The sequence below is a fragment of the Bifidobacterium sp. LH_416 genome (assembly GCF_056357055.1).
On sequence record NZ_JBKEVJ010000005.1, the window covers coordinates 21,490 to 42,115 of the forward strand.

Below are 20,626 nucleotides of genomic sequence, written 5' to 3' on the forward strand. Positions count from 1 at the left end.
TGAAACACGTCGTGAAACACATTCATGACGCAATATTGCGCCACTCGGCGTGCCTGAAACGTGAGAGAATAGGCGTTATGACTTATGTTTGCGATAGCTTCTGGCACGACGCCGTCAACAAGGCAACCACCGATCTGTTCACGTTCGGGTACAAGCACATCATCAAACCGAACTTCGTCTTCAACCACCGCCCGGACGAGGCACACGATCAGATGATCGAATTCTGCCACGTGGTCCGCAACATTCCGCCGCTGCTGTTCGCCGAGCACACCATGCTGAATTACACCGATCCCATTCTTGAAACCAATGCGATGGGCATCGATTTCTCCAACCCGTTCGGCCTATCTGCCGGGCTCGATAAAAACTGCGATATGCCGGTTGTGCTCGACAATGCCGGCTTCGGCTTTGAAACAGTCGGCTCCACTACCGCACGCCCCTGCCCGGGCAATCCAAAGCCTTGGTTCCACCGTCTGCCTGAATATGATTCGATGATGGTGCACGTTGGCCTCGCCAACATCGGCTCAGATAAGGTGATTGAGCGCGCGGAAAAGGCTTGGACCAACGCCAAGCAAATGCAAATCTCCGTGTCCATCGCCCGCACCAATGACAATCTGTGCGGCGATTTGGACGAAGGCATTGAAGACTACTGCATCTCCATGCGCCGCGCAGCCGGACGCACTGCCATGGTTGAGGTGAATGTCTCCTGCCCGAACACCCACGTAGGCGAACCGTTCACGTCCTCCCCCGAAGCTTTGGACCGCTTGTTCACTGCTTTGGACAAAATCGACCGCCCGCAGCCCACGCTAGTAAAGATGCCGCTCAACAAGCCATGGGCAGAATATAAGGAATTGCTTGACGTTCTGGCCGAGCATAATGTGCAGGGATTGTCGCTCGCCAATCTGCAGAAGGATCGCACTGGCCTGGAAATTCCTCGCGATTGGGAAGGTGGCCTCTCTGGTGGTCCTTGCACTACTGCTAGCAATGCACTGCTGCGCAAGGTATATCAGGAGTATGGTGATCGATTTACGCTCGCCGGCATTGGCGGCATCTTCACCCCGGAGCAGGCTTACGAACGCATCCGCTCCGGTGCAAGCCTCATCATGTTTATCAGTGCGCTGATGTACCGCGGCCCACAGCAGATTACTGTGCTCAAGCGCGGACTCGCCGAGCTACTGCGCCGCGACGGTTTCGAGCATGTGTCTGATGCCGTCGGCGTAGACGTGGAGTAAGCGCGGACAACGCGTTTTGCGGTGTATTGCGGCGCATTTGCGACGCATTCCCCGAAATGCGCCGCCCAGGAGCACCTTTTGAGCCGCATTCCCCGAAATGCGTCGCAAAGCCCACGTTTCACAATACGTTCCACGACGCAATTCCCGGAATGAGGCGCGGAGCAACCTACTTTGCGACGCATTCCTGGGAATGCGTCGCAAATGCACCGTCAACGCACCACACTAAAACAGCAAATCAGTACGCACCGCGAATGTACTGCGGCTGATATGGCGCCTCAGTGGCCGGAATACCAAGCTTGTTAGCCGCACGCAACGGCCAGTACGGATCGCGCAGAGCAGCACGACCGATTTCCACAGCATCCGCCTCGCCGCGAGTCACAATCTTTTCAGCCTGCTTAGGCTTCGTGATCAATCCCACTGCAGTGGTGGGCACTTCAGCCTTCAGACGCACCTGCTCAGCGAACGGCACCTGATAATTGGCCTTGACCGGAATCGAAACACCAGCCATGATGCCACCAGTGGAAACATCCACCAGGTCAACACCATGCTCCTTAAGCATCTTGGACACCACAATGGTCTGATCCAAATCCCAGCCACCGGCAGCCCAGTCGGTAGCGGAAATACGCACCAGCACAGGCATGCCTTCCGGAATCGTGGCGCGCACTGCATCCACAACTTCCAGCAGGAAGCGAGCGCGGCCCTGCAAATCACCGCCGTACTCATCGGTACGCTCGTTACTCAGCGGATCCAGGAATTCAGAAATCAGGTAGCCGTGGGCAGCATGGATTTCAATAGCTTGGAATCCTGCGGATACTGCGCGGCCGGCAGCTGCGGCAAATGCACCCACGATGCCATGAATCTCATCCACAGACAGTTCGCGAGGCTTGTTCAGTCCGCCAAATCCGATGGCGGAAGGAGCCACCGTAGACCAACCGCCTGCCGCCTCGGGCACGCTCTGGCCTTCGTATCCCACAGCAAAGCAACCGGTCGAAGCCTTACGTCCAGCATGGTTGAGCTGAATCGCAGGCACTGCGCCGGCATTGCGAATACCGTCCACAATCCAACGCCATGCGTCAATCTGACCGTCTTCCCACAAGCCCACATCGCATGGGGAAATACGGCCTTCAGGCGTTACCGCGGTAGCTTCAGCGATAATCAAACCGAATCCGCCGAACGCGCGGGACACATAATGCTGGTAATGGAATGGCGTGGGCTTGCCATCGCGGGCGAACGCGGAATACGTGCACATTGGTGGTAACCAAATACGATTGCGCACAGTCACGTCGCGCAAACCCATTGGAGTGAATAAACCAATACGATTCTTCTTACCCTTAGATTCCTTTGCCACGTTCTTACCTTTCTTCGTCTTCTCAGACGTCTTCTCGGACTTTTTCTCAGCCTTCTTGCCGGCCTTTTTCCCGGCTTTTCCGCTGGTCTCAAGCGTTGAACCAGACTCTGCATCATCTGCATCCGAACTGGACGCGGCCAATGTCACCGCCTTCAGTTCGGGCACATCAAACCCCCGAAAATCGAAATTCTCATGTGTCAGCTCATCGCTGCCCATAGTCCCCTCCATTGGCCGGCTCACGTCGCTGATACCGCCGGCTCCGGTATCTGTACCTGCTCAATTGTAAAACGGGCGTCACCTCAATGAGGTAACGCCCGCTAACTATGTAGTCGGTGATTTCAATACATGGTCACCGCTGCATTATTGTGGCAGTGTGATTATTGCCGTGCGATATCACCGCAATATCACTGTCCACTGTCTGAATTCTGGCTGCTCGAAGAGCTATCGCCTTCAGACGACGTAGTTCCGCTCGAGCTGCTCGAACTATTCGAATTATTGTTACTGGTGGTCGACTTCTGTGCACTGTAGGCACGTCCGCCAATGCCGAGCGTGGTGCCGCTAGCCGTGTACTTCGATGATGGCTGGCCATAATCGTTGTCAATCGGCAGCTGCTTCTTGTCTGCATACGAGTTCAAGAAGTTACGCAAAGCCGGTGCAGCGATCGTGGAACCATCCCAGTAGCTGTTGTACACACCGTTGATGCGGATGTTTGCAATACGGTGAGCGTACGGGTTCTGAGCATCGCCGACCACAGCGAATGTTGCAATCTGGTTCGGAATGAACGAACCACTGGACACGGCCAAATCTTCGCTCGTACCGGTCTTACCAAAGGATTTACGACCGTTGTTGAGCTGGAAGTTATGGCCCTGACCATCAGATCTCGTCACGCCTTGGTTGAGTGTGTATGCCAGAGTCTGGATGATTTCCGGATCGACTGCCTGATGGCAGTTAGCGGACGGCACCTTGAGATCGTTGCCGTCGCCATCGGTCACCTTGGAGATAGCAATCGGGTTGCACTGCACACCGTTGGAGGCGTACACGGCGAAGATAGAAGCCATCGTCAACGGGGAGACGTTCACCGAACCAATCATCATGGACGGCGTGAAGGACGAAGTCTTATCAATCGTCTCACCGGTCTTCGCATCATGGTAGCCGAGCTCAGTAGCGGTATCCGCAACCTTGCACAGCTTCATAATCGAACCCATGGAGGCCTGAGTGGTGTTGTGCGAGCGAACCAGACCCAAGAACGGGCTTTCCGGGTTCACCGTGGTGCCGAATGCGTTCTGCACCTTCCAAGAATCAGTACCACCAGAGTATCGATCACAAGCAAAGTCAGTGGTCGGGTAAGACGTAGCAGTCTGGAGGTTGTCGTTAATAGAATGACCGGCTTCCATCCAAGCCACGAGGTTGATTGGCTTCCAAGAAGAACCAATGGTCCAACCGGAACCGCCACCGTCAGCCAAATCAACCACATAGTTCTGACTGGTCTTAGTGGCATCGTTGGCGGCTTCAGGCGTGGCGTCATAGTAACGGTTCAAGCCGAAGCCCAACACTTCACCAGTGCCTGGTTTCACTGCGGCCATAGCGATTTCCATACCGCTGGAATCATCCGGCGGAATCGTGTTACGCGCGGTCTCCATAAGCAGCGAGTTGGCATCCAGATCAAGCGTGGTGACGATCTTCAAGCCGCCTTCCTGCAGCAGCTTGTAACGGTCGGCCTGAGTCTTACCGAACTCTTCGGAATTCTGGATACGATGCACCACGTAATCGCAGAAGAAGGCGTAGTCGCCGGTATCCTGGCATCCCACGTTCACGGCCTGCACCTTCAGGGTGTCCTTCAGCGGAGTGGCCTTGTCTTTCGTGGCTTCAGCCTGAGTAATGTATCCCTCTTGAGCCATCAGATCGAGCACAATGTTGCGCTGTTCCTCGCTCGTCTTCTGGTTCTCTTCAATCAGAGGATCATATTTGTTCGGGTTCTTGGTAATGGCGGCGATGGTAGCTGCCTGAATCGGCGTCAGCTCGGAAGCAGACACGCTGAAGTAGCGCTGTGCTGCGGTTTCGACGCCGTACAGGTTGGTACCGAACTGAGCGATGTTGAGGTAGCCCTGCAGAATTTCAGCCTTGGAGTACTTCTTCTCCATCTGCACGGCAATCAGCATCTCACGAATCTTACGAGCAATCGTGTCTTCCGTGGCATGGTACTGAGCGATGGAATCGTCATCTTCGATGGCCTGCATCAGCAGCACGTTCTTCACATACTGCTGCGTCAGGGACGAACCACCCTGCTGGGAGCCACCCACCAAATAGGTCTGCACGAATGCACGCATCACACCCTGCACATCAACGCCAGCGTGGCTCCAGAAACGACGATCCTCACGTGCCACCACTGCCTGCTGCATGGCTTTGGAAATCTTCTTCAGCGGCACCACGATACGGTTCTGGTTATAGAACGTGGCGATTACGGTAGTGCCATCGTTCGCGTACATGGTGGACTTCTGCGGCAAATTAGTTACGTCGAAGTCCACGTTCTCTACCTTCAGGGAAGGAATAACCGCCTTAGCGGCCTTGTTGGCGCCGATTACTCCCGGCACGAACAGGACGCTGGCCACCACGCCGCCGGATACGGCAAGCATAATGTAGGCGAGCAAGAGAACAAGCACACGACGAACTGTCAAGGACTTCTTTTTGGGCATGGGCCCCATTCTAAATGGCCCGGCGTACCAATCCAGTGCCGAGTCCGTTACAACAGCTAATCATCACAAGAATCGCACTAGCGTAATGTTTCCTGAAAGCTAGCATAATATGCATGCTCTTTACATGCACATTATGCGTATTATGCGCGTTATCTGCGCATCACCTGCGCGATCGGCGAATCAGCATGCCAGGCTGGAAGATGATAATCGAGCGACCATCGCGGGCAATCCATCCTCGATTCGAGAAGTCCATCAACGCCTTATTCACTGTCTCGCGGCTAGATCCCACCAGCTGCGCAAGCTCTTCCTGAGTCAGATCATGCGGAACTTTCAAGCCCTGCTCAACCGGTTCACCAAAGCGGGAGCCCAGGTTAAGCAGTGTTTTCGCCAAGCGCGCGGGCACATCCATAAAGACCAAGTCGGAGATGCGCTCATTGTTCGCGCGCTGGCGATTGGCCATAACCTGCAACATATCGATAGCCACGCGCGGATGCTCATCCAGCCAGGAGAACAGTGCATCATGTTCCAGCCAGACCACGCGCGTGCCATGGCTCATGGCCACAGCTGAAGCGGTACGCGGGCCGCCATGCGGGTCAAATACCGGGATTTCGCCGAGCACCTCGCCCGGCGCATGAATAGACAGCAGCTGTACGCGGTCGTCCGCGGAGGTGCGAATCAGCTTGACTCGGCCGCGCTCCAATAAATACATGCGGTGGTCGGTGTCGCCTTCGGAGAAAATATATTCGCCTTTATCGAATACGGCTCGCTTGAGATGCGGAATAAGTTCCTCTGCCTCAGATGGAGACACCTGTTTAAACAGTGCAGTTTGCAACAAAATGTTCTCTTCATCAGAAAACACGTTCGGAGTTTCCACGCTCATGCACCATCCTTATGCTCATAGCAGTCCTCGGCCACTCGCTATATTGTAACGCGCCTCACACTTTCCGTCAGGATTTGTTCGCAATCAACTGGTCTCGCAAACCAGCCGCAAACCAGCCCAACAGATGGTCGATGATCTGTTCGCGACTCAATCCGGTCTGACTTTTCAATGGATCCACGCGTTTTTGTGCGGACTTTACTGCCTTGTCAGAGAGCTTTTCCCTACTGGTATTGAGCACTTGACTCATCTTGGCCGCATCAATGTCATACGCCATAGTCACATGGTGCAATACCGCTCCAGCGCTGCTGTTTGCAGTGTTTGTGTTTGCATGTTGCCGTGCTTCAGTATGCGCTGCCTCAGTGTGAACTGTCTCATTGTGAGTCATCTCAGTATGTGCCGCCCGAGCACTGGTCGCCTCGTGCCGAGCCACCTCAGTATGTGCTGCGCGCCCCACAGGGAAACGACGCTGCGCCGCTCCCCCGATTTTGCCATGTTGCGAAGCAATATCATTCAAACCAGCAAAGCGCACATCCAGTCCCAGTTCATGCAAAGCGCTGACCAGCCACCAATCACACAGCCGGTACGACTCTTCTATACTCACGCCATCCACAAATTCCAATGGCGCATACAGTGAGTAAGTAATTGTGTTCCCCGGTTCGATAAACATTGCGCCGCCACCAGTACACCGGCGCACTACCTCAAATCCCATATGCTCGGCCAAGTCAAGATTCACTTCATCCGGTGCCGACTGGAATCGACCAATCGCCACTGCCGGCGCCGCCCATTCCCAAATACGCAGAGTCGGCGGACGTGTGCCTCGGGCTACTTCGCGCGCCCAAGTTTCGTCAGTCACCATCTGCTCAGCTGGAAGCCGCGGCACATCATGGATAACAGTGAGATTAGGAAGAAGACTATGCCATCGTGATTCATACAGTGCCGGATGCTCCTGCACAGTACTGTTAGTTGTCTTGTGATTATTCAGGGATATGTCACTGTGCAGCGCTCGATAATATGCAGTTTCGATGGCGGCTGCATTAGTGCCAATTAATTGTGATTCCGGATGTGCATCCAGTACGCTCTGCACAGAAATCCCAGTAAGCAGAGCCTGCTCAAGTGCTGATAATAAGGATGATGAGGCTGCAGTTGTACTAGTGGACTTAGTAATTTCGGCTGATTCGGTGGTCTCAGTAATCTCAGTAGATTCAGCAGACTCCGCGGATTCAGCAGTTTCGAGGAAAAAATCACCATCGATTCGGCATTGTGTTGGATTGCCGCTCTCCCCTATATGAACTGTTACGGCCACCAATTTGCCGCCCGGCGTTTTTGCCTCGCCGCGGCTTATTTTCGTTGCGCTCACTCCCCCACCATAGCAAACGCGTCAATTCGCAAACCTTGACTGTCGGGTTTCCAACCTTGACTGTCGGGTTTCCAACAGAGACTGTAGGAAATCCAACACTGACTGTAGGAAATCCGACGAAAAACGTTGGAAATCCTACAGTCAGTGTCAGAAAACCGTCAGTCGATGTTGGAATTCCTACAGTCTTTGTTGGAAACCCGACAGTCAAGAGGAGACGGTCAACGTGCAACGGTCAAGAAGAGACGGTCAGAGTACGGCGGTCAACACGCAACGGTCAGAGTACTACGACGGTCAACGTGTAACAGTCAACGTGTAACAGTCAACGTGCAACAATCAGAGTACTACGACGATCAGCGTGCAACAGTCAGAGTACGACAGTCGACGCGCGATGTTGGGGTGCAACGAATCGACGCGTGACTGTCGAGACGCGACTGAATCACATGCGAGCGAGAATATCCTCGCCGACCTGGTCGGTGGTGCGCACGGTGGAGCCGAGTTCCTCGATATCCGCCTCAACGGCCTTGTGAATCTTCTGGGCAGCATCGTCGAAGCCGAGATGCTCCAGCAGCATGGCGGCAGAGAGGATGGCAGCGGTCGGATTGGCCTTGTTCTGGCCGGCGATGTCCGGTGCGGAACCGTGAATCGGCTCGAACATGGACGGGTATTCGTCGGAAGCGTTGATGCAACCGGATGCGGAATAACCCACGCCGCCAACCACAGCACCGGCCTCGTCGGTGATGATGTCGCCGAAGAGGTTGTCGGTCAGAATCACGTCGAAGCGAGACGGGTCGGACACCAGGAAGATGGTAGTGGCGTCAATGTGCAGGTAGTCGTGGGAAACCTCAGGGTATTCCTCGGCAACCTTGTCCACAATGCGCTGCCACATGTCGCCAGCATTGACGAGCACATTCTTCTTGTGCACCAGCGTCACGTGCTTCTTGCGCTTCATAGCGAGCTTGAATGCGTAACGCACCACGCGCTCCACACCATACGCAGTGTTGATGGACACCTCGGTGGCCACTTCGTTCGGAGTGCCGCGGCGAACAGCGCCACCGGCACCGCAGTACAGGCCTTCAGTACCTTCACGAACCACCACGAAATCGATATCGCCCGGGTTAGCCAGCGGCGAAGTGACGCCCTTATACAGCTTGGAGGGGCGCAGGTTCACGTACTGGTCGAGGTCGAAACGCAGCTTCAGCAGCAGGCCGCGCTCCAGAATGCCGGCCTTGATACGCGGATCGCCAACAGCTCCGAGCAGAATAGCGTCGTTGGCCTTGATGCGCTCCTCTTCCTCTTCAGGCAGAATCGCACCGTCGCGCAGATAGCGCTCAGCACCGAGGTCAAACTGTTCATATTCAAAATCAGCCACACCTTCAGCGGCCTTTTCCAGAGCCTTCTGTGCCCAAGGAGTGACTTCTTTGCCAATACCGTCTCCGGGGATGACGGCAATCTTGTATGTCTTTGCCATGCAACGGGAGCCTACTCGTGTGCCCACGTGCCGGTTATCTCCCGCTCAGCACGTGGACACACATTTGGAATCGGTGTCAGAACTGCAGCCCAGGTCACCGAGCCACTCAGTCCGCAACCCAGACCACAACCCAACCCACAGCCCAGACCACAACCCAACCCACAGCCCAGACCACACCCGGAACTACCGCATAATATGCATCACGGCAAGGCACCAAGCATTCTCGTAGGAGACTTCCTCCCACTGCTTGTATCGGCCAGACAAACCGCCATGCCCGGCCTCGACTTCGATTTTCGCCACGGCATCCACACCGGCCGACTGAAGCCGCGCCAGCCACTTCAACGGCTCGACATAAAGCACACGCGTATCGTTCATCGACGTAGTGATAAAGATAAGCGGGAAGTCCTTGGCATCCTTCGGAGTTTCCGGCGCATTCTCATACGGCGTGTACGACTTCATATACTCGTACACACTCGAATCATGCAGCGGATCGCCCCATTCATCCCATTCCGTCACCGTGAGCGGCAAGTCTGGGTTCAGAATCGAGGTGAGCGCGTCCACAAATGGCACATCCGCTTCGATACCCGCATAGCATTCGGGAGCCATATTGGCCACCGCCCCCATCAACAGACCGCCTGCGGAACCACCGTTAGCCACTGTGCGCCGCGGATCAGCCAGATGAGTGGCCTGCAAGGCGCGCGTGGCATCCACGAAGTCCTCAAATGAATGCTTCTTATTGAGTCTGCGCCCCTGCTCATACCACGCGCGACCCAATTCGCCACCGCCGCGAATATGCGGCACTGCGTACAGCACGCCGCGATCGAGCATGCTCAATCGAGCTACCGAGAAGCCTGGGTCGGAAGAAATCTCATAGGCTCCATATCCGGTGATGAACATCGGCGAATCCTGGGCTGGGAAGTCACGACGCCACACCAAGGAGACTGGAATTCGCTCGCCATCGCGCGCGGTGATCCACACGCGGCGTTCCATATAATCGCGCGGATCGAAGTTGCCCAATACTGTGGCGCGCTTGAGCAACGTGTCCGTACCAGTAGTGGGATCGATTTCATGCAGTTCGCCGGGACGAGTGTAGCTGGCGAAGGAGTAGCGCATACGTGGCGCATCGTATGAGGGATTGCCTCCGGTGCCGATGGTGTACAAACGCCGGGTTTCGCCGGGTAAATGATCGTCGCTGGCTCCATCGAATGATGATGTGTGATCCTGAGGAATGACTGCATCTTCAGTCCACAGCTGCTCGCCATGATCGCCAGTGATGTCAGTGCGATCGGCGGCGACCATATCCCAGTCGTTTTCTAGCGGCGGTGGCAGCAGTTCAATGAATCGCCATGGGCGTCCGGCTAAGAAATCATCGGCAGCTGCCTGCTTCGTGGTATATGCCACATGTGATTGGCCATCAGCACGGTAGCTCAACGTAACAAAGTACCGATGCAGCGCGATACCTTCAATGCCTAGACCATGTGCACCCTGCAAAATCGCTGGGTTGACCGGATTGAAGTACGCTTCGGTGATTGGCCTATCCGATTCGCCGTATTCGCAGCCGTATGGCGAACCTGCCGCTACGCAGACGCCTTCGCCAAGACGATATGGCGGCTTGTGCGCACGCATATCGATTACGTCGATTTCGAAATTCGGATTGGTGGCGTTATGGTACACCACAGCCAACGGCACGTCCTCACCATGTTCGCCCGCGCCTTCAAAGCAAGCGAAGCTCACATCGTATTCCACGTTTTCCTTGCGTGGAATGAACGCCTGGAATTCACCTTCCGGAGTAGCTACCGGCAGCATCAGCACTTCGGTAGTGGTTTTGGAACCAGTGCCGATCACAATGCTGCGTTCATCGAAACTGATGCCAGCCCCCACCCAGAAGCGTTCGTCGGCTTCTCGATACACGCAAACATCCGATTCGACCGGCGTACCTACATGATGGCGCCAGATAGCACATGGACGCCAAGAATCATCGACTTCGGTCCAGAACACCCACTGGCCATCTGGAGTGAAGCACGCACCGCCGATGCCCTTGAACACTTCAGGAAGTTCCACGGGCTGGCCCTGCTCAAGGGTGGCGTTCAGGTCGCGGATACGGAAATCGTAACGTTCGTCGCCGCTTACGTCCACGCCGTAGAGCATCCAGCGCCCGTCATGGCTTAGGTCCATGCCTCCCAGACGGAAGAAATCATGGCCTTCCGCTTCCACGTTGGCATCGAACACCACTTGCTCGCCAGGCATGGAACCAGGAGCGCCCTGCGGGTCCACCTCTGGCGGATCCCAATCGTCCACGCCGCGCACGGGCATACGGCATTGCACACCATATTGTTTGCCCTGCTGGGTACGAGTGAAATACCAGTAGTCGTTGATGCGCGTGGGCACGGACATATCCGTTTCTTCCACATGCGCTTTCAATTCTTCAAATAGCGTGTGACGCAAACCGGCCAGATGCGCCATACGGGCTTCGCAATACTTGTTTTGCGCGGCCACATAATCCTGAACTTCTGCGGATTCCTTGTTCCGCATCCACTCGTAATCGTCTTCAAACACGTCGCCATGGAATTCACGGCGCTCGGGCTCACGCTTGGCCACTGGCGGCTTCATTGCTGCATTTTGTTCGGTCATGTCAGTCATATCACGCGATTGTACGCGCCAGTAAGGGACGAACTGACACTCCCCGCAGCTTAACGGGTCAGTTTAACGAGCCAGCTTAGAGAGCCAGCTTAACGAATCACTCTTACGAGCCAGCCCGGCAAGCCAACCTACCGACTCACACGCATCTGCTCCGCATGCTCCCGCAAGTACGGCAGCATGGTTTTGAGGATATTCGCCCCCGTAGTGCCAGTAAATACAGGCACTTCCGTAACCGGCATGGGCTGCGTGGACGTCAATCCCGCCACGCCAGCCAAACCCGGAGTTTCTTTAGGGCTCAGCTGCCTGATGGCGATGGCGAGCACGCGGCCCGGGTACCGCTTAACGATGGTGGCGTACGTAGTGGGGTCTTTCTGCCCATCATCGCCTACCAGAATGAACTTCATATCCGGAAAATCAGCCATCAGCTGTTCAGCGAATTCCAGCTTGTGCTGCGGCCCGGAAGGCACAAAGGTCTTCGGTCTCGGGTCAAGATCGCGCAGCAGTAGCGGCCCCTCAGGGAAGCCATGGTCAGTGATGAAATGCCGAATCGAGCTTTCCACATTCCACGGTGAGGTGGAAAGGTAGAAGAATGGAGCGTCCGGGAACAGATCCGAAATGCGGGTGAACAGCACGCTCATGCCCGGCACGGACGCCTTTTTCTTAGGATTCAAGAACAGCAGATTGTATGCGGCTTTCCATATCACCGGCGCCTGGGTGATCATGATGGTGTCATCCACATCCGAGATGATGCCTACTTTGGCGCTGGATGGAATCGTATACAGGTTCGCGCTCACCGGCTTGCGATCCTTCACACTGTAGGAAACGCGGTGAATGCCCGGCGTTAGCCGGTGTTCCGCTACCAGATCAAGGTAGCCGGCTGAATCTGAAATAGCGTATTCGCCGCTTAAATCCCGGGTGCGATCCACTTTGTCGTAGACTTCGGATGCGCCTACCTGCACGGTGTTGAGCGGGGTGTCGTCAATGCTTGCCTGCACGTGTGTGCGCGGCGCCGGAATGGTAAACATGCCGCGAATACCGCGAATCAGTTCACCTGACTGCCCATGTTCAGGCGCATACACAGTGCGGCAGATAAGGCGCGAATAATCGCCGGTGCCATAGCCAACGTATGGTTCTACGCGCGGATACCACCCCAATTGATGGGCCATGGCAGCGGAAATATGTGACCATACGCCGAATGTGTTGGTGATTGCGCGGCGCATGAAACGAATCAGCGGCGGCTTGATTTCGATTCGTTCGCGCTTGGACGCCTCATCAAATGTGGTGACAGCCGTGCGCGCGGGAATCGGCACGGTAGGCATGTCATCGCTACTGGTTGTATTAGAGACGTTGGCTTCCGCTGCAGCCGTTTCAGGCATAGACGCGCCTGAGCGATGCAGTAGATGCAACGCTTCCAGGCGCTTGCCTGCGGCTTCAAAATCCTCGCGTGGGCTTCTCATGCACCCCACTATAGGGCATGCATGCTATGAGAAAACTTTGAATACCCTCGAATAACCTCAGCGGATGATCTTGGCATACTCTTCGGCGGTGAGCAGTTCAGGCTCATCGTCATCAAGCTCAACCTTCAAAATCCAGCCTTCGCCGTACGGATCGCCGTTGATTACGGACGGGTCATCCGAAACGTCGCGGTTCACATATTTGATGGTGCCCGCAACAGGGCTGATCATGGGCTGCACGGCCTTGGAAGACTCGAGTTCCACGATTTCGTCGCCGGCTTCCACTCGGGAGCCCGGTTCAGGCAGGTCCACGAAGACGAGCTCGCCGAGCTGGTCGGCAGCGAATTCGGTGATGCCGAGGATGGCGAGCTCATCGTCCGAACGATCCACCCATACGTGTTCGTCGGAGTATTCGAGATGTTCGGGAATGTCCAGGTTCAGGGGCTGTTCAGTTTCGTCACTCATACACACAAGCCTAACCTATGTTTGCCATGTTCCGATATCCGCTGTTTACTGTGTTCAGCCCCCACATCCTTAGACTAGAGTTCGCAATCCTTACAGTTCGCGCCCGAGCCACTCCTCAATCATGTATCGCGCGATGGTGGCTCGCCCTGGAGCGGCCATTCGCCCGGAAATTAGCTCGGCAGTGTATTCGTCGCGCGTCACCCAGCGTGCGGTCATGGTTTCCTCGCCGTCCACATGCACGTCGGTGGTGATGGCATGTGCTTTGAATGCCATCATCAATGAGGCAGGGAATGGCCACGGCTGCGAACCAAGATAACGCACCTCGCCGAGTTTGATACCGGTTTCTTCCATGGCTTCGCGCCGGCATGCGTGTTCGAGGTTCTCCCCGGCTTCCACGAATCCTGCGGAAACTGAATACAGTCGCTCGTCTTTCCATGCCGCGTTGTGCTGCAGCAGCAGACGATCCTGCCCATCCACGATGGCGGTAATCACCGCGGGCTCCACGCGCGGGAACAGAATGCGGTTACGATCTGCTGCGTTGGAGCAACGCTGCGCCCAGCCTGCGAGCGCGGTTTCAACCGGCGCACCGCATGTTGGGCAGAAGCGTTGGCGGGAGTGCCAAATGCTGAGTGTGATTGCGCTGGTGGCTTGCCCGGCTTCGCGCGCGCTGGCGTGAGGTGCGAATCCGCGTAAGTCGACCCAGTCGAATCGGTTGACTGCTTGCTGCAGCAATGTTGGCTTGGCAGTTGGCTGTTTGCTGCCCGGCAGGTCGACTGATTCGTCAAAAGCATCGTCTGCGCCTTGGCCTGCGGAATCCGGTACGCTGAGAGCTCCATCAATGGTGCCGGAATCTTGCACGCCTAAAACATCTGCCTCTGTTGCATTGGAGGAGACTGCTGCGCCCGGTTCTGGAACGCGCGTGATGTCTACGGCGATTACTGATTCGCCGCGAGCGCCACCGTATGCGCCAAGGAACATGGCTACGGCTTGTGGGTACCGTTTGAGTTCTGCGCCGACATATCCGCCGGGTAATGTGGCGAGCCGCATTTTGACGTTTTCATAATCCACCAGATCGCCTTGGCCGCGCGGTACTGCGATAAGACCGCCGCGGGTCAGCACTACTTTGGTATTGGGGTCTTGCAGGAGTTCGTCGATGAGCCCTGGTTCACTGCGACGTTCTACTTGATAGTCGATGTCGCCTTGCGCCAAGGGTAGGAATGGCAATGCGCGGGTCAGTGCAAGCGGTGAAAAATGAATGTCTGCGGTCATGATTTGTCCTTATTACTGCAACTACTGCGCTTCTGCTATTGCGCTTGCACGCGGCGGACCAGAGAGAGTAGCGCGCGGGCTACGGTGTCTGGATGTTCTACTGCGCTGAAGTGGCCGCAGTCGGGAATGTCGATGAATTCAGCGCCGGTAATGCATTCTGCCAGTGGGCGCATCACACTGGGATTGCTGGTGGGATCGAGTTCGCCGGATACTACGACGGTTGGTGCGCTGATTGTTTCCGGTACTGTGCTCATGTCTGGCCGGCCGTAGGTCATGCGTTGGCGCCATGCCAGTCCTGCTGGGTTTTGCTCTTCGATCCAGCGGGTCATGATTGCCACGAATTCCGGTGTTTTCTTGACGGTGGAGTCACCTTCGGATGGCTTGGCAAAATGCATTACTGGTTCTACCGAATTGGTTTGCTCGGCGGCGTCTGCCATGGCGAGGCGACCTTCGCCGCCCACGCCGTCCGAGGCAGCCATGGTGTCGCAGAGGGCGAGTCCGGCTACGGTTTCAGGGTGGCGGCGCTGAATGTCCATTGCCACATAGCCGCCCATGGAAAGGCCGACCCAGATGGCTTGGCTGTATCCTGCGGCTTTTACCAGGTCCACGTAGGCGTCCGCCAAGCGGTCAAGTGCTTCGGTGTATGCGCCATTGGCGAGCTGCGGGCCGGAATCTTCTGCACTCGGCACTGGAGAATCGCCAGAACCGGCCATGTCTGGGGCCCAGATTGGGAACGGTGGCACATCGTCCAAATCTGAGAAGTCTGCGAGCGCTTTGGCGCAGACATCCCACATGCGGTGGTCCACTGGGTAGGCGTTCATCAGCACGACCGGCACGCCTTCGCCGTCACGATAAATATGATTTGCTAATTCGATTGCCATATGCACTTCCTTGAATCCAAAACTCGACAGAACAAGCAATACTCCCCTCAGTCAGCTTCGCTGACAGCTCCCCTCTAGGAGGGGAGCCAGAGAGGGCTGCCGCACACCTGCCTAGGCTCACACGCCGGCCCAGGCTAGGGCTTGGCGCACGATGCGCCCGTGTCCGTTGACCATTTGCTCCACGAATTTATCCATCACGTCGCTCTTCGGGTCAACCCACTCCACGTCCAGCGTTTCATCCTGCGGCTTGCAATCGCCGGCAATCGCCACTACATAGCACAGCGCAATCGCATGCTGGCGCGGATCGTAGTATTCGCTTAAGCCCGGCGTTGGGAAGAATTCCGCCACAGTGAACGGCTGCAAAGAGGCCGGCAACAGCGGCAACGCAATATCACCTAAATCTTTGGCCACGTTGCGCGCAATCGCCTCGCGCAGCGTCTCATGGAACAGCACACGCCCGGTAATCACAGTTCGTTCGATTGAACCGTCATCGGAAACGCGTAGCAGCGAGCCCACTTGAGCAATGCGCCCCATATCATCCGTGCGCACAGGCACAATCTCCACGTAGGCGATAGGCATTTGATGGCGGGCGCGGTTGATGTCTGCCGGGCCGAGCCACCCTGGAGGATTCCCGTGACCTGAACCACCTCCGTGGATGAAGTCCTCGGGAGTGATGTTATCGAATTCACTACGGTTGCGGTTCGCGTCAAAGTCGCCCTCGCCGGGCACTTCATCATTCATGACTGGCATGCTTCCCATTATCGCGCGAGTGTGTGGCGATTCCTTCACCTTCCAGCGAAATATGAGCAAACGTTTGGCTTGCGGCGCAATAACGGCACCACACGCCGGTATTTGTTGGGTGGTGCTGACAAGCTGGTGCGCAGATGTGAAATCACTACCACTTGCAGTAGCTGCAGCAGCATTACCAAAGGAGACTCACATGGCAACCAAGGCCATTACCTCGGCTGATTTTGAGCAGACCATTACCGATAACGAGATTGTGTTCGTGGACTTCTGGGCCACGTGGTGCGGTCCGTGCCGCGCATTCGGCCCGATTTTCGAGGCTGCTTCTGATAAGCCGGAAAACAAGGATATTGCCTTTGTGAAGGTGGATATCGACGCTAATCAGGATCTGGCTCAGGCCGCTGGTATTCAGGCTGTGCCGACGCTGATGATCGCCAAGCAGGGCGAGGTGATTTTCCAGCAGGCCGGCGCACTGCAGGCCGCTGATTTGGATGATCTGATTAGCCAGGCCAAGGCTCTTGATCTTGCCGCCGCCAAGGCTCAGGCCGCAGCCCAGAACTAAGCAATCATAAAAATCGCCAACTGATTATGCACTGCCTGCGCTAACTGCAACATAACCGCAGTCCAGCCGCAGCATAACCACAATATTTGGCACTCTCCAACGCAGGCAACCACTACATATGCCGACCTCTGCCGTTGTGCAGGGTCGGCATATTTGCATTTCATCCACCGCTCCAACTATGATGTATGGCAGTGTGTGCAGCTCAGCAGTATGTAATCTGCACGATTTATGTAGTTCATAACGTAGGCAGTGCATTGAGTTGCAATCAATTCAAGGAGCGTAATGACGAGACACGCTAAGAAGACCTCTCCGTTGAAGTCCCTGAGCTTGAGCAAGCGTCAGTGGGCAAAGATCGGCGCAGTAATCGCCGCTGGAGGTCTTATCGCTGGTGCTGGATTTGTGTCCCGCAATTTCTACCAGTCGGATACGGTTCAGCCTTCCACGCATATCACTGCTTTCTCTGCTACAGATTCTGCAGCTTCCCGTTCTGCCACTCGTGGCGCTTTGAATGCCGCCGATAAGAACACCACGTATGTCACCGTGAAGATTAATGGTGATTCCCGTGTGGTGCTCGGCGAGAAAAGCGAAATGAAAACGGTGAAGGCTGTGCTGGATGTTGGCAACATCACTCTTGATCCAGCAGACACGGTAAGTCCTTCGCTGAAGAGCAAGGTTACCGAATCCACGGTTATCACCATTGAGCGCGCTGGCGCTGACGTGGAAACCAATGATACGGATATTCCATTCAACGAAGTTCGCAAGGAAACCTCTGACCTGCCTAAGGGTACCGAAAAGGTGGAGACCGAGGGTGAGAACGGCGTAATGGAAACCACGTCTCTGGTTACGCGCGCTGGTGGCAAGGTTGTATCTTCCAATGTGTTCACCTCCTGGGTTAAGAAAGCCCCAGTGGATAAGGTGATTCTGGTGGGCACTGGCTCTACTTCATCATCCTCGTCTTCTTCAAGCTCCAGTTCTTCTGCAAGCTTGGGTACTACTGTGCCGGTGGGTGAGATGCAGACTTGGGCTCATGATTATCTGATTGCCAATGGCTACACTGAGGATGATTTCACCGCAGCCAACTACATCATCAATCATGAATCCGGCTGGAATCCGACTGCTGCCAATCCTTCTGGTGCTTACGGTTTGCCGCAGGCTTTGCCTGGCAGCAAGATGGCTTCTGCTGGCTCTGATTGGGCTACGAATTACCAGACGCAGTTCAAGTGGTTTGTGAGCTACTGCAATGGCCGTTACGGCTCTCTTGCCGCCGCATATAACCACTGGCTGCAGTACAAGAGCTACTGATAAGCGGTCAGCTTTACTATCGTTATCAAACCCCGCCTTCCAGCGGGGTTTTTCTATATCTGCAAGCACACCCCCGAAAATCCACCCTATAATCAATCACAACACATGAGAGGGGTGGAGAGCCATGACTTTTAACCGATATATTGCGATGCGCGCCGCGGTGGAAATCGTGGGCGCGCTGGCCTGTGTGCTCATGATGATGATCGGCCACAATTTCATCGGGGTTATTGTCACGGCTGTGGTGGCTCTGCTGTGGGCTTGCGGAGAAATCTGGGTGGTGCAGGTGCTCAATAAGCAGCATCCACGCCGCGATGAGCTCTCGGATCAACATCAAAGCAAAGCCAACCAGTTTGCCATGTGGGTGCTTGTTGCTGTGCTTGTGGCGCTGGGCTTTATTTACACGGTATTGAATCTGCGTGTGCTGTTTGTTCCCTATATGATTCCGCCGATGGTGCTGCCAGCGCTGGCTATGGGCGCTTTGGCACTGTCTGATGGGTATTATCTCTGGCTTGAGCACGACGGCTCGAATGGGGATGATGATGAAGACTAGCGTGAAAATTCATCGTCTGGCACGCGGTATGAAGCAGTCTGAGTTGGCTGATCTGATTAATGTGCGACGAGAGACTATCGGCCGTTTGGAGCAGGGGCAGTATTGCCCGTCACTTAGGCTGGCCATGGATATTGCCAAAGTGTTTGATACTACGGTGGAAGAGCTGTTTAGCTTCGACGATGAGGTTGACGACACGCCCGAAACCCGGACACGTAAGTAAATTCAAAGCAAACTCGGGCATTGTTTCGTGAAATCGGCGGTATTGCAACGATTCTGAGCTCTTATTGACGAATTTTGACATTGAGTCAAGAGACAATGCCCTCACACCGGGTGACAACGATGTCACACAATTCGTTCACTACGTTTACCGCACCCCCTATATACGTCATTGGGGTGGGTATTCTAGGGGTTGCGCAGGGAGATAAGGCTTGAAAAGCCTACTGCGAGATGTACTTCAGGGGTGGAGTTCACCCCTATAAGGAGGTTATTGATATGAAGAAGAAGATTATGGCTGTGCTGGCCACCATCGCTGCTGTTCTGGGCTTCGGCTTCGCTGCTAACACCGCTATGGCTGACGAGTACGGTGCAACCGGTGTTGTCTCCGGTTCTGTTGCCACCGTTACTTTCACCGGTCTGACCCCGGGCGCTAAGTACTACGTTGTGGCTGACGACACCGTGGTTGAGAACGTCACCGCTGCTGCCCTCAAGACCTGGGGCCCGTTCACTGCCGACGCTGACGGCAATGTGAAGGTTAAGATTACCCTGAAGGCTGGCGCTAAGACCGACGTCAAGATCGCTTCCGATTCCAACGGTGCCAACATTCTGGCTTCTTACACCGTTTCTGCTCCGGCTACCGGCAACGGTGCTGCTACCACCGCTGACACCGGCGCTTCCGTGGCTCCGTACGCTGTGGCTGTTGTGCTGCTGGCTGCTGCTGGCGTTGCTCTGTTCGCAGTTCGCAAGACCAGCGTTCGCTGAATCTTTCGGCGCTGAGCTGATTTAACGCAAAAGACCCTGAGGTTTCCTCAGGGTCTTTTCTATGCTTAGCCATAACAGTTCAGCACACAGAGCACTGACTCACAAATGGCTGAGCGACAAGCCACATACTTTCAAGTCATACCCCAAATAACAAATCGAGGCATATCGACATTATGAAGGTTCTTTTTGTTTGCACGGGCAACATCTGCCGGTCTCCTATGGGCGAGCTGCTGCTCCCCCACTACCTGACCGACCCAGAGATTTCGTCCGACAGCGCTGGCACACGCGGCCTTATGAATCATCCTATTGATCCTTCCAGCGCCCTGCTGATGACGCAGGCTGGCATTGATTCCAGTAAGTTCCGTTCCAAGCGCATCACGCCGCAATTAGCTAACGAATCTGATTTGATTCTTTGCTTTGAAGCCCATCAGCGTCAGGAAATCGCTACGATTGCACCGCTGGCGGCTCGTAAAACCTTCCTTTTGACTGACTTTGCCAACATGTGTGCTTACTGTGCCAAAGAAGGCTATATTGAGGGCAGCACGCGCCAGGAGAAGCTGGAATCGGTTATCGACAATGCTTCAATGATTCGCCCGATGCTTCCCACTCCCCTCACCATTGAGGATCCACATCATCAAGATTTCCCCGTGTTCCAAAAAGCCTACACCCAAATCCGCCAAGCCCTAACCCTCATCGCCCAAGCCACCGCGTAAACCTCACCCTGGCTCCCCTTGCCAGGACATTGCCGTTAAGCAAACAGCAGAGCTGTTTGTAGGCAATGTGCGAGACGACAGTCGAGCCAACAA

At 55.3% G+C, this 20,626-nt stretch carries 18 protein-coding genes; 7 read left to right on the forward strand and 11 right to left on the reverse strand.

Going from position 1 to position 20,626, the window contains the following annotated elements:
* Positions 1-77: 77 nt before the first annotated feature.
* Positions 78-1,229 carry a quinone-dependent dihydroorotate dehydrogenase gene (locus AC1AY0_RS09680; protein WP_476523863.1) on the forward strand — a complete coding sequence of 384 codons (1,152 nt, stop codon included), beginning with the start codon at positions 78-80 and terminating at the stop codon, positions 1,227-1,229.
* Between the two features lie 235 nt (positions 1,230-1,464).
* Here AC1AY0_RS09680 and AC1AY0_RS09685 read toward each other — a convergent pair whose 3' ends face one another.
* From AC1AY0_RS09685 to AC1AY0_RS09735, 11 genes are all read right to left on the reverse strand, one after another.
* Complete coding sequence (locus AC1AY0_RS09685) at positions 1,465-2,793, reverse strand: NADH:flavin oxidoreductase/NADH oxidase (protein WP_476523865.1); 1,329 nt, start codon at positions 2,791-2,793, stop codon at positions 1,465-1,467.
* A gap of 188 nt (positions 2,794-2,981) precedes the next feature.
* The gene (locus AC1AY0_RS09690) at positions 2,982-5,279 is read right to left on the reverse strand and encodes a transglycosylase domain-containing protein (RefSeq protein WP_476523866.1); all 2,298 of its coding nucleotides are present in this window, start codon (positions 5,277-5,279) and stop codon (positions 2,982-2,984) included.
* A 151-nt stretch (positions 5,280-5,430) separates the two neighbouring features.
* The gene (locus AC1AY0_RS09695) at positions 5,431-6,150 is read right to left on the reverse strand and encodes a Crp/Fnr family transcriptional regulator (RefSeq protein ID WP_476523867.1); all 720 of its coding nucleotides are present in this window, start codon (positions 6,148-6,150) and stop codon (positions 5,431-5,433) included.
* A gap of 67 nt (positions 6,151-6,217) precedes the next feature.
* Positions 6,218-7,507 (reverse strand): lipoate--protein ligase family protein, encoded by a 1,290-nt coding sequence (locus AC1AY0_RS09700; RefSeq protein WP_476523869.1) that lies wholly within the window; start codon positions 7,505-7,507, stop codon positions 6,218-6,220.
* Positions 7,508-7,943: 436 nt separating this feature from the next.
* A complete protein-coding gene (locus AC1AY0_RS09705; RefSeq protein ID WP_476523871.1) occupies positions 7,944-8,975 on the reverse strand; it encodes a 3-isopropylmalate dehydrogenase in 1,032 nt (343 codons plus the stop codon).
* A 183-nt stretch (positions 8,976-9,158) separates the two neighbouring features.
* Complete coding sequence (locus AC1AY0_RS09710; RefSeq protein WP_476523873.1) at positions 9,159-11,615, reverse strand: S9 family peptidase; 2,457 nt, start codon at positions 11,613-11,615, stop codon at positions 9,159-9,161.
* 128 nt (positions 11,616-11,743) lie between these two features.
* Complete coding sequence (locus AC1AY0_RS09715) at positions 11,744-12,991, reverse strand: App1 family protein (protein ID WP_476526384.1); 1,248 nt, start codon at positions 12,989-12,991, stop codon at positions 11,744-11,746.
* 138 nt (positions 12,992-13,129) lie between these two features.
* Positions 13,130-13,534 carry a glycine cleavage system protein GcvH gene (gene gcvH, locus AC1AY0_RS09720; RefSeq protein ID WP_476523875.1) on the reverse strand — a complete coding sequence of 135 codons (405 nt, stop codon included), beginning with the start codon at positions 13,532-13,534 and terminating at the stop codon, positions 13,130-13,132.
* A gap of 90 nt (positions 13,535-13,624) precedes the next feature.
* On the reverse strand, positions 13,625-14,803 hold the full coding sequence (gene nudC, locus AC1AY0_RS09725) for an NAD(+) diphosphatase (RefSeq protein WP_476523876.1): 1,179 nt from the start codon (positions 14,801-14,803) through the stop codon (positions 13,625-13,627).
* Between the two features lie 35 nt (positions 14,804-14,838).
* Entirely contained in the window at positions 14,839-15,684 is an 846-nt protein-coding gene (locus tag AC1AY0_RS09730; protein ID WP_476523877.1) for an alpha/beta fold hydrolase, read from the reverse strand.
* A 117-nt stretch (positions 15,685-15,801) separates the two neighbouring features.
* A complete protein-coding gene (locus AC1AY0_RS09735) occupies positions 15,802-16,434 on the reverse strand; it encodes an NUDIX hydrolase family protein (protein WP_476523878.1) in 633 nt (210 codons plus the stop codon).
* Positions 16,435-16,624: 190 nt separating this feature from the next.
* On the opposite strand from AC1AY0_RS09735, the gene trxA reads away from it, so the two are divergent.
* The 6 genes from trxA to AC1AY0_RS09765 all read left to right on the forward strand — a co-directional run bounded on the left by trxA (position 16,625) and on the right by AC1AY0_RS09765 (position 20,533).
* A complete protein-coding gene (gene trxA / locus AC1AY0_RS09740; RefSeq protein WP_476523880.1) occupies positions 16,625-16,990 on the forward strand; it encodes a thioredoxin in 366 nt (121 codons plus the stop codon).
* A gap of 282 nt (positions 16,991-17,272) precedes the next feature.
* Positions 17,273-18,292 carry an aggregation-promoting factor C-terminal-like domain-containing protein gene (locus AC1AY0_RS09745; protein WP_476523881.1) on the forward strand — a complete coding sequence of 340 codons (1,020 nt, stop codon included), beginning with the start codon at positions 17,273-17,275 and terminating at the stop codon, positions 18,290-18,292.
* A 124-nt stretch (positions 18,293-18,416) separates the two neighbouring features.
* The gene (locus tag AC1AY0_RS09750) at positions 18,417-18,842 is read left to right on the forward strand and encodes a hypothetical protein (RefSeq protein ID WP_476523883.1); all 426 of its coding nucleotides are present in this window, start codon (positions 18,417-18,419) and stop codon (positions 18,840-18,842) included.
* A 1-nt stretch (position 18,843) separates the two neighbouring features.
* Positions 18,844-19,062: a helix-turn-helix transcriptional regulator gene (locus AC1AY0_RS09755; protein ID WP_476523885.1), complete on the forward strand. Its 219-nt coding sequence runs from the start codon at positions 18,844-18,846 to the stop codon at positions 19,060-19,062.
* A 272-nt stretch (positions 19,063-19,334) separates the two neighbouring features.
* The gene (locus AC1AY0_RS09760; protein WP_476523886.1) at positions 19,335-19,820 is read left to right on the forward strand and encodes a hypothetical protein; all 486 of its coding nucleotides are present in this window, start codon (positions 19,335-19,337) and stop codon (positions 19,818-19,820) included.
* Positions 19,821-19,993: 173 nt separating this feature from the next.
* Positions 19,994-20,533 carry an arsenate reductase/protein-tyrosine-phosphatase family protein gene (locus AC1AY0_RS09765; protein ID WP_476523888.1) on the forward strand — a complete coding sequence of 180 codons (540 nt, stop codon included), beginning with the start codon at positions 19,994-19,996 and terminating at the stop codon, positions 20,531-20,533.
* The last annotated feature ends 93 nt before the right edge of the window (positions 20,534-20,626 follow it).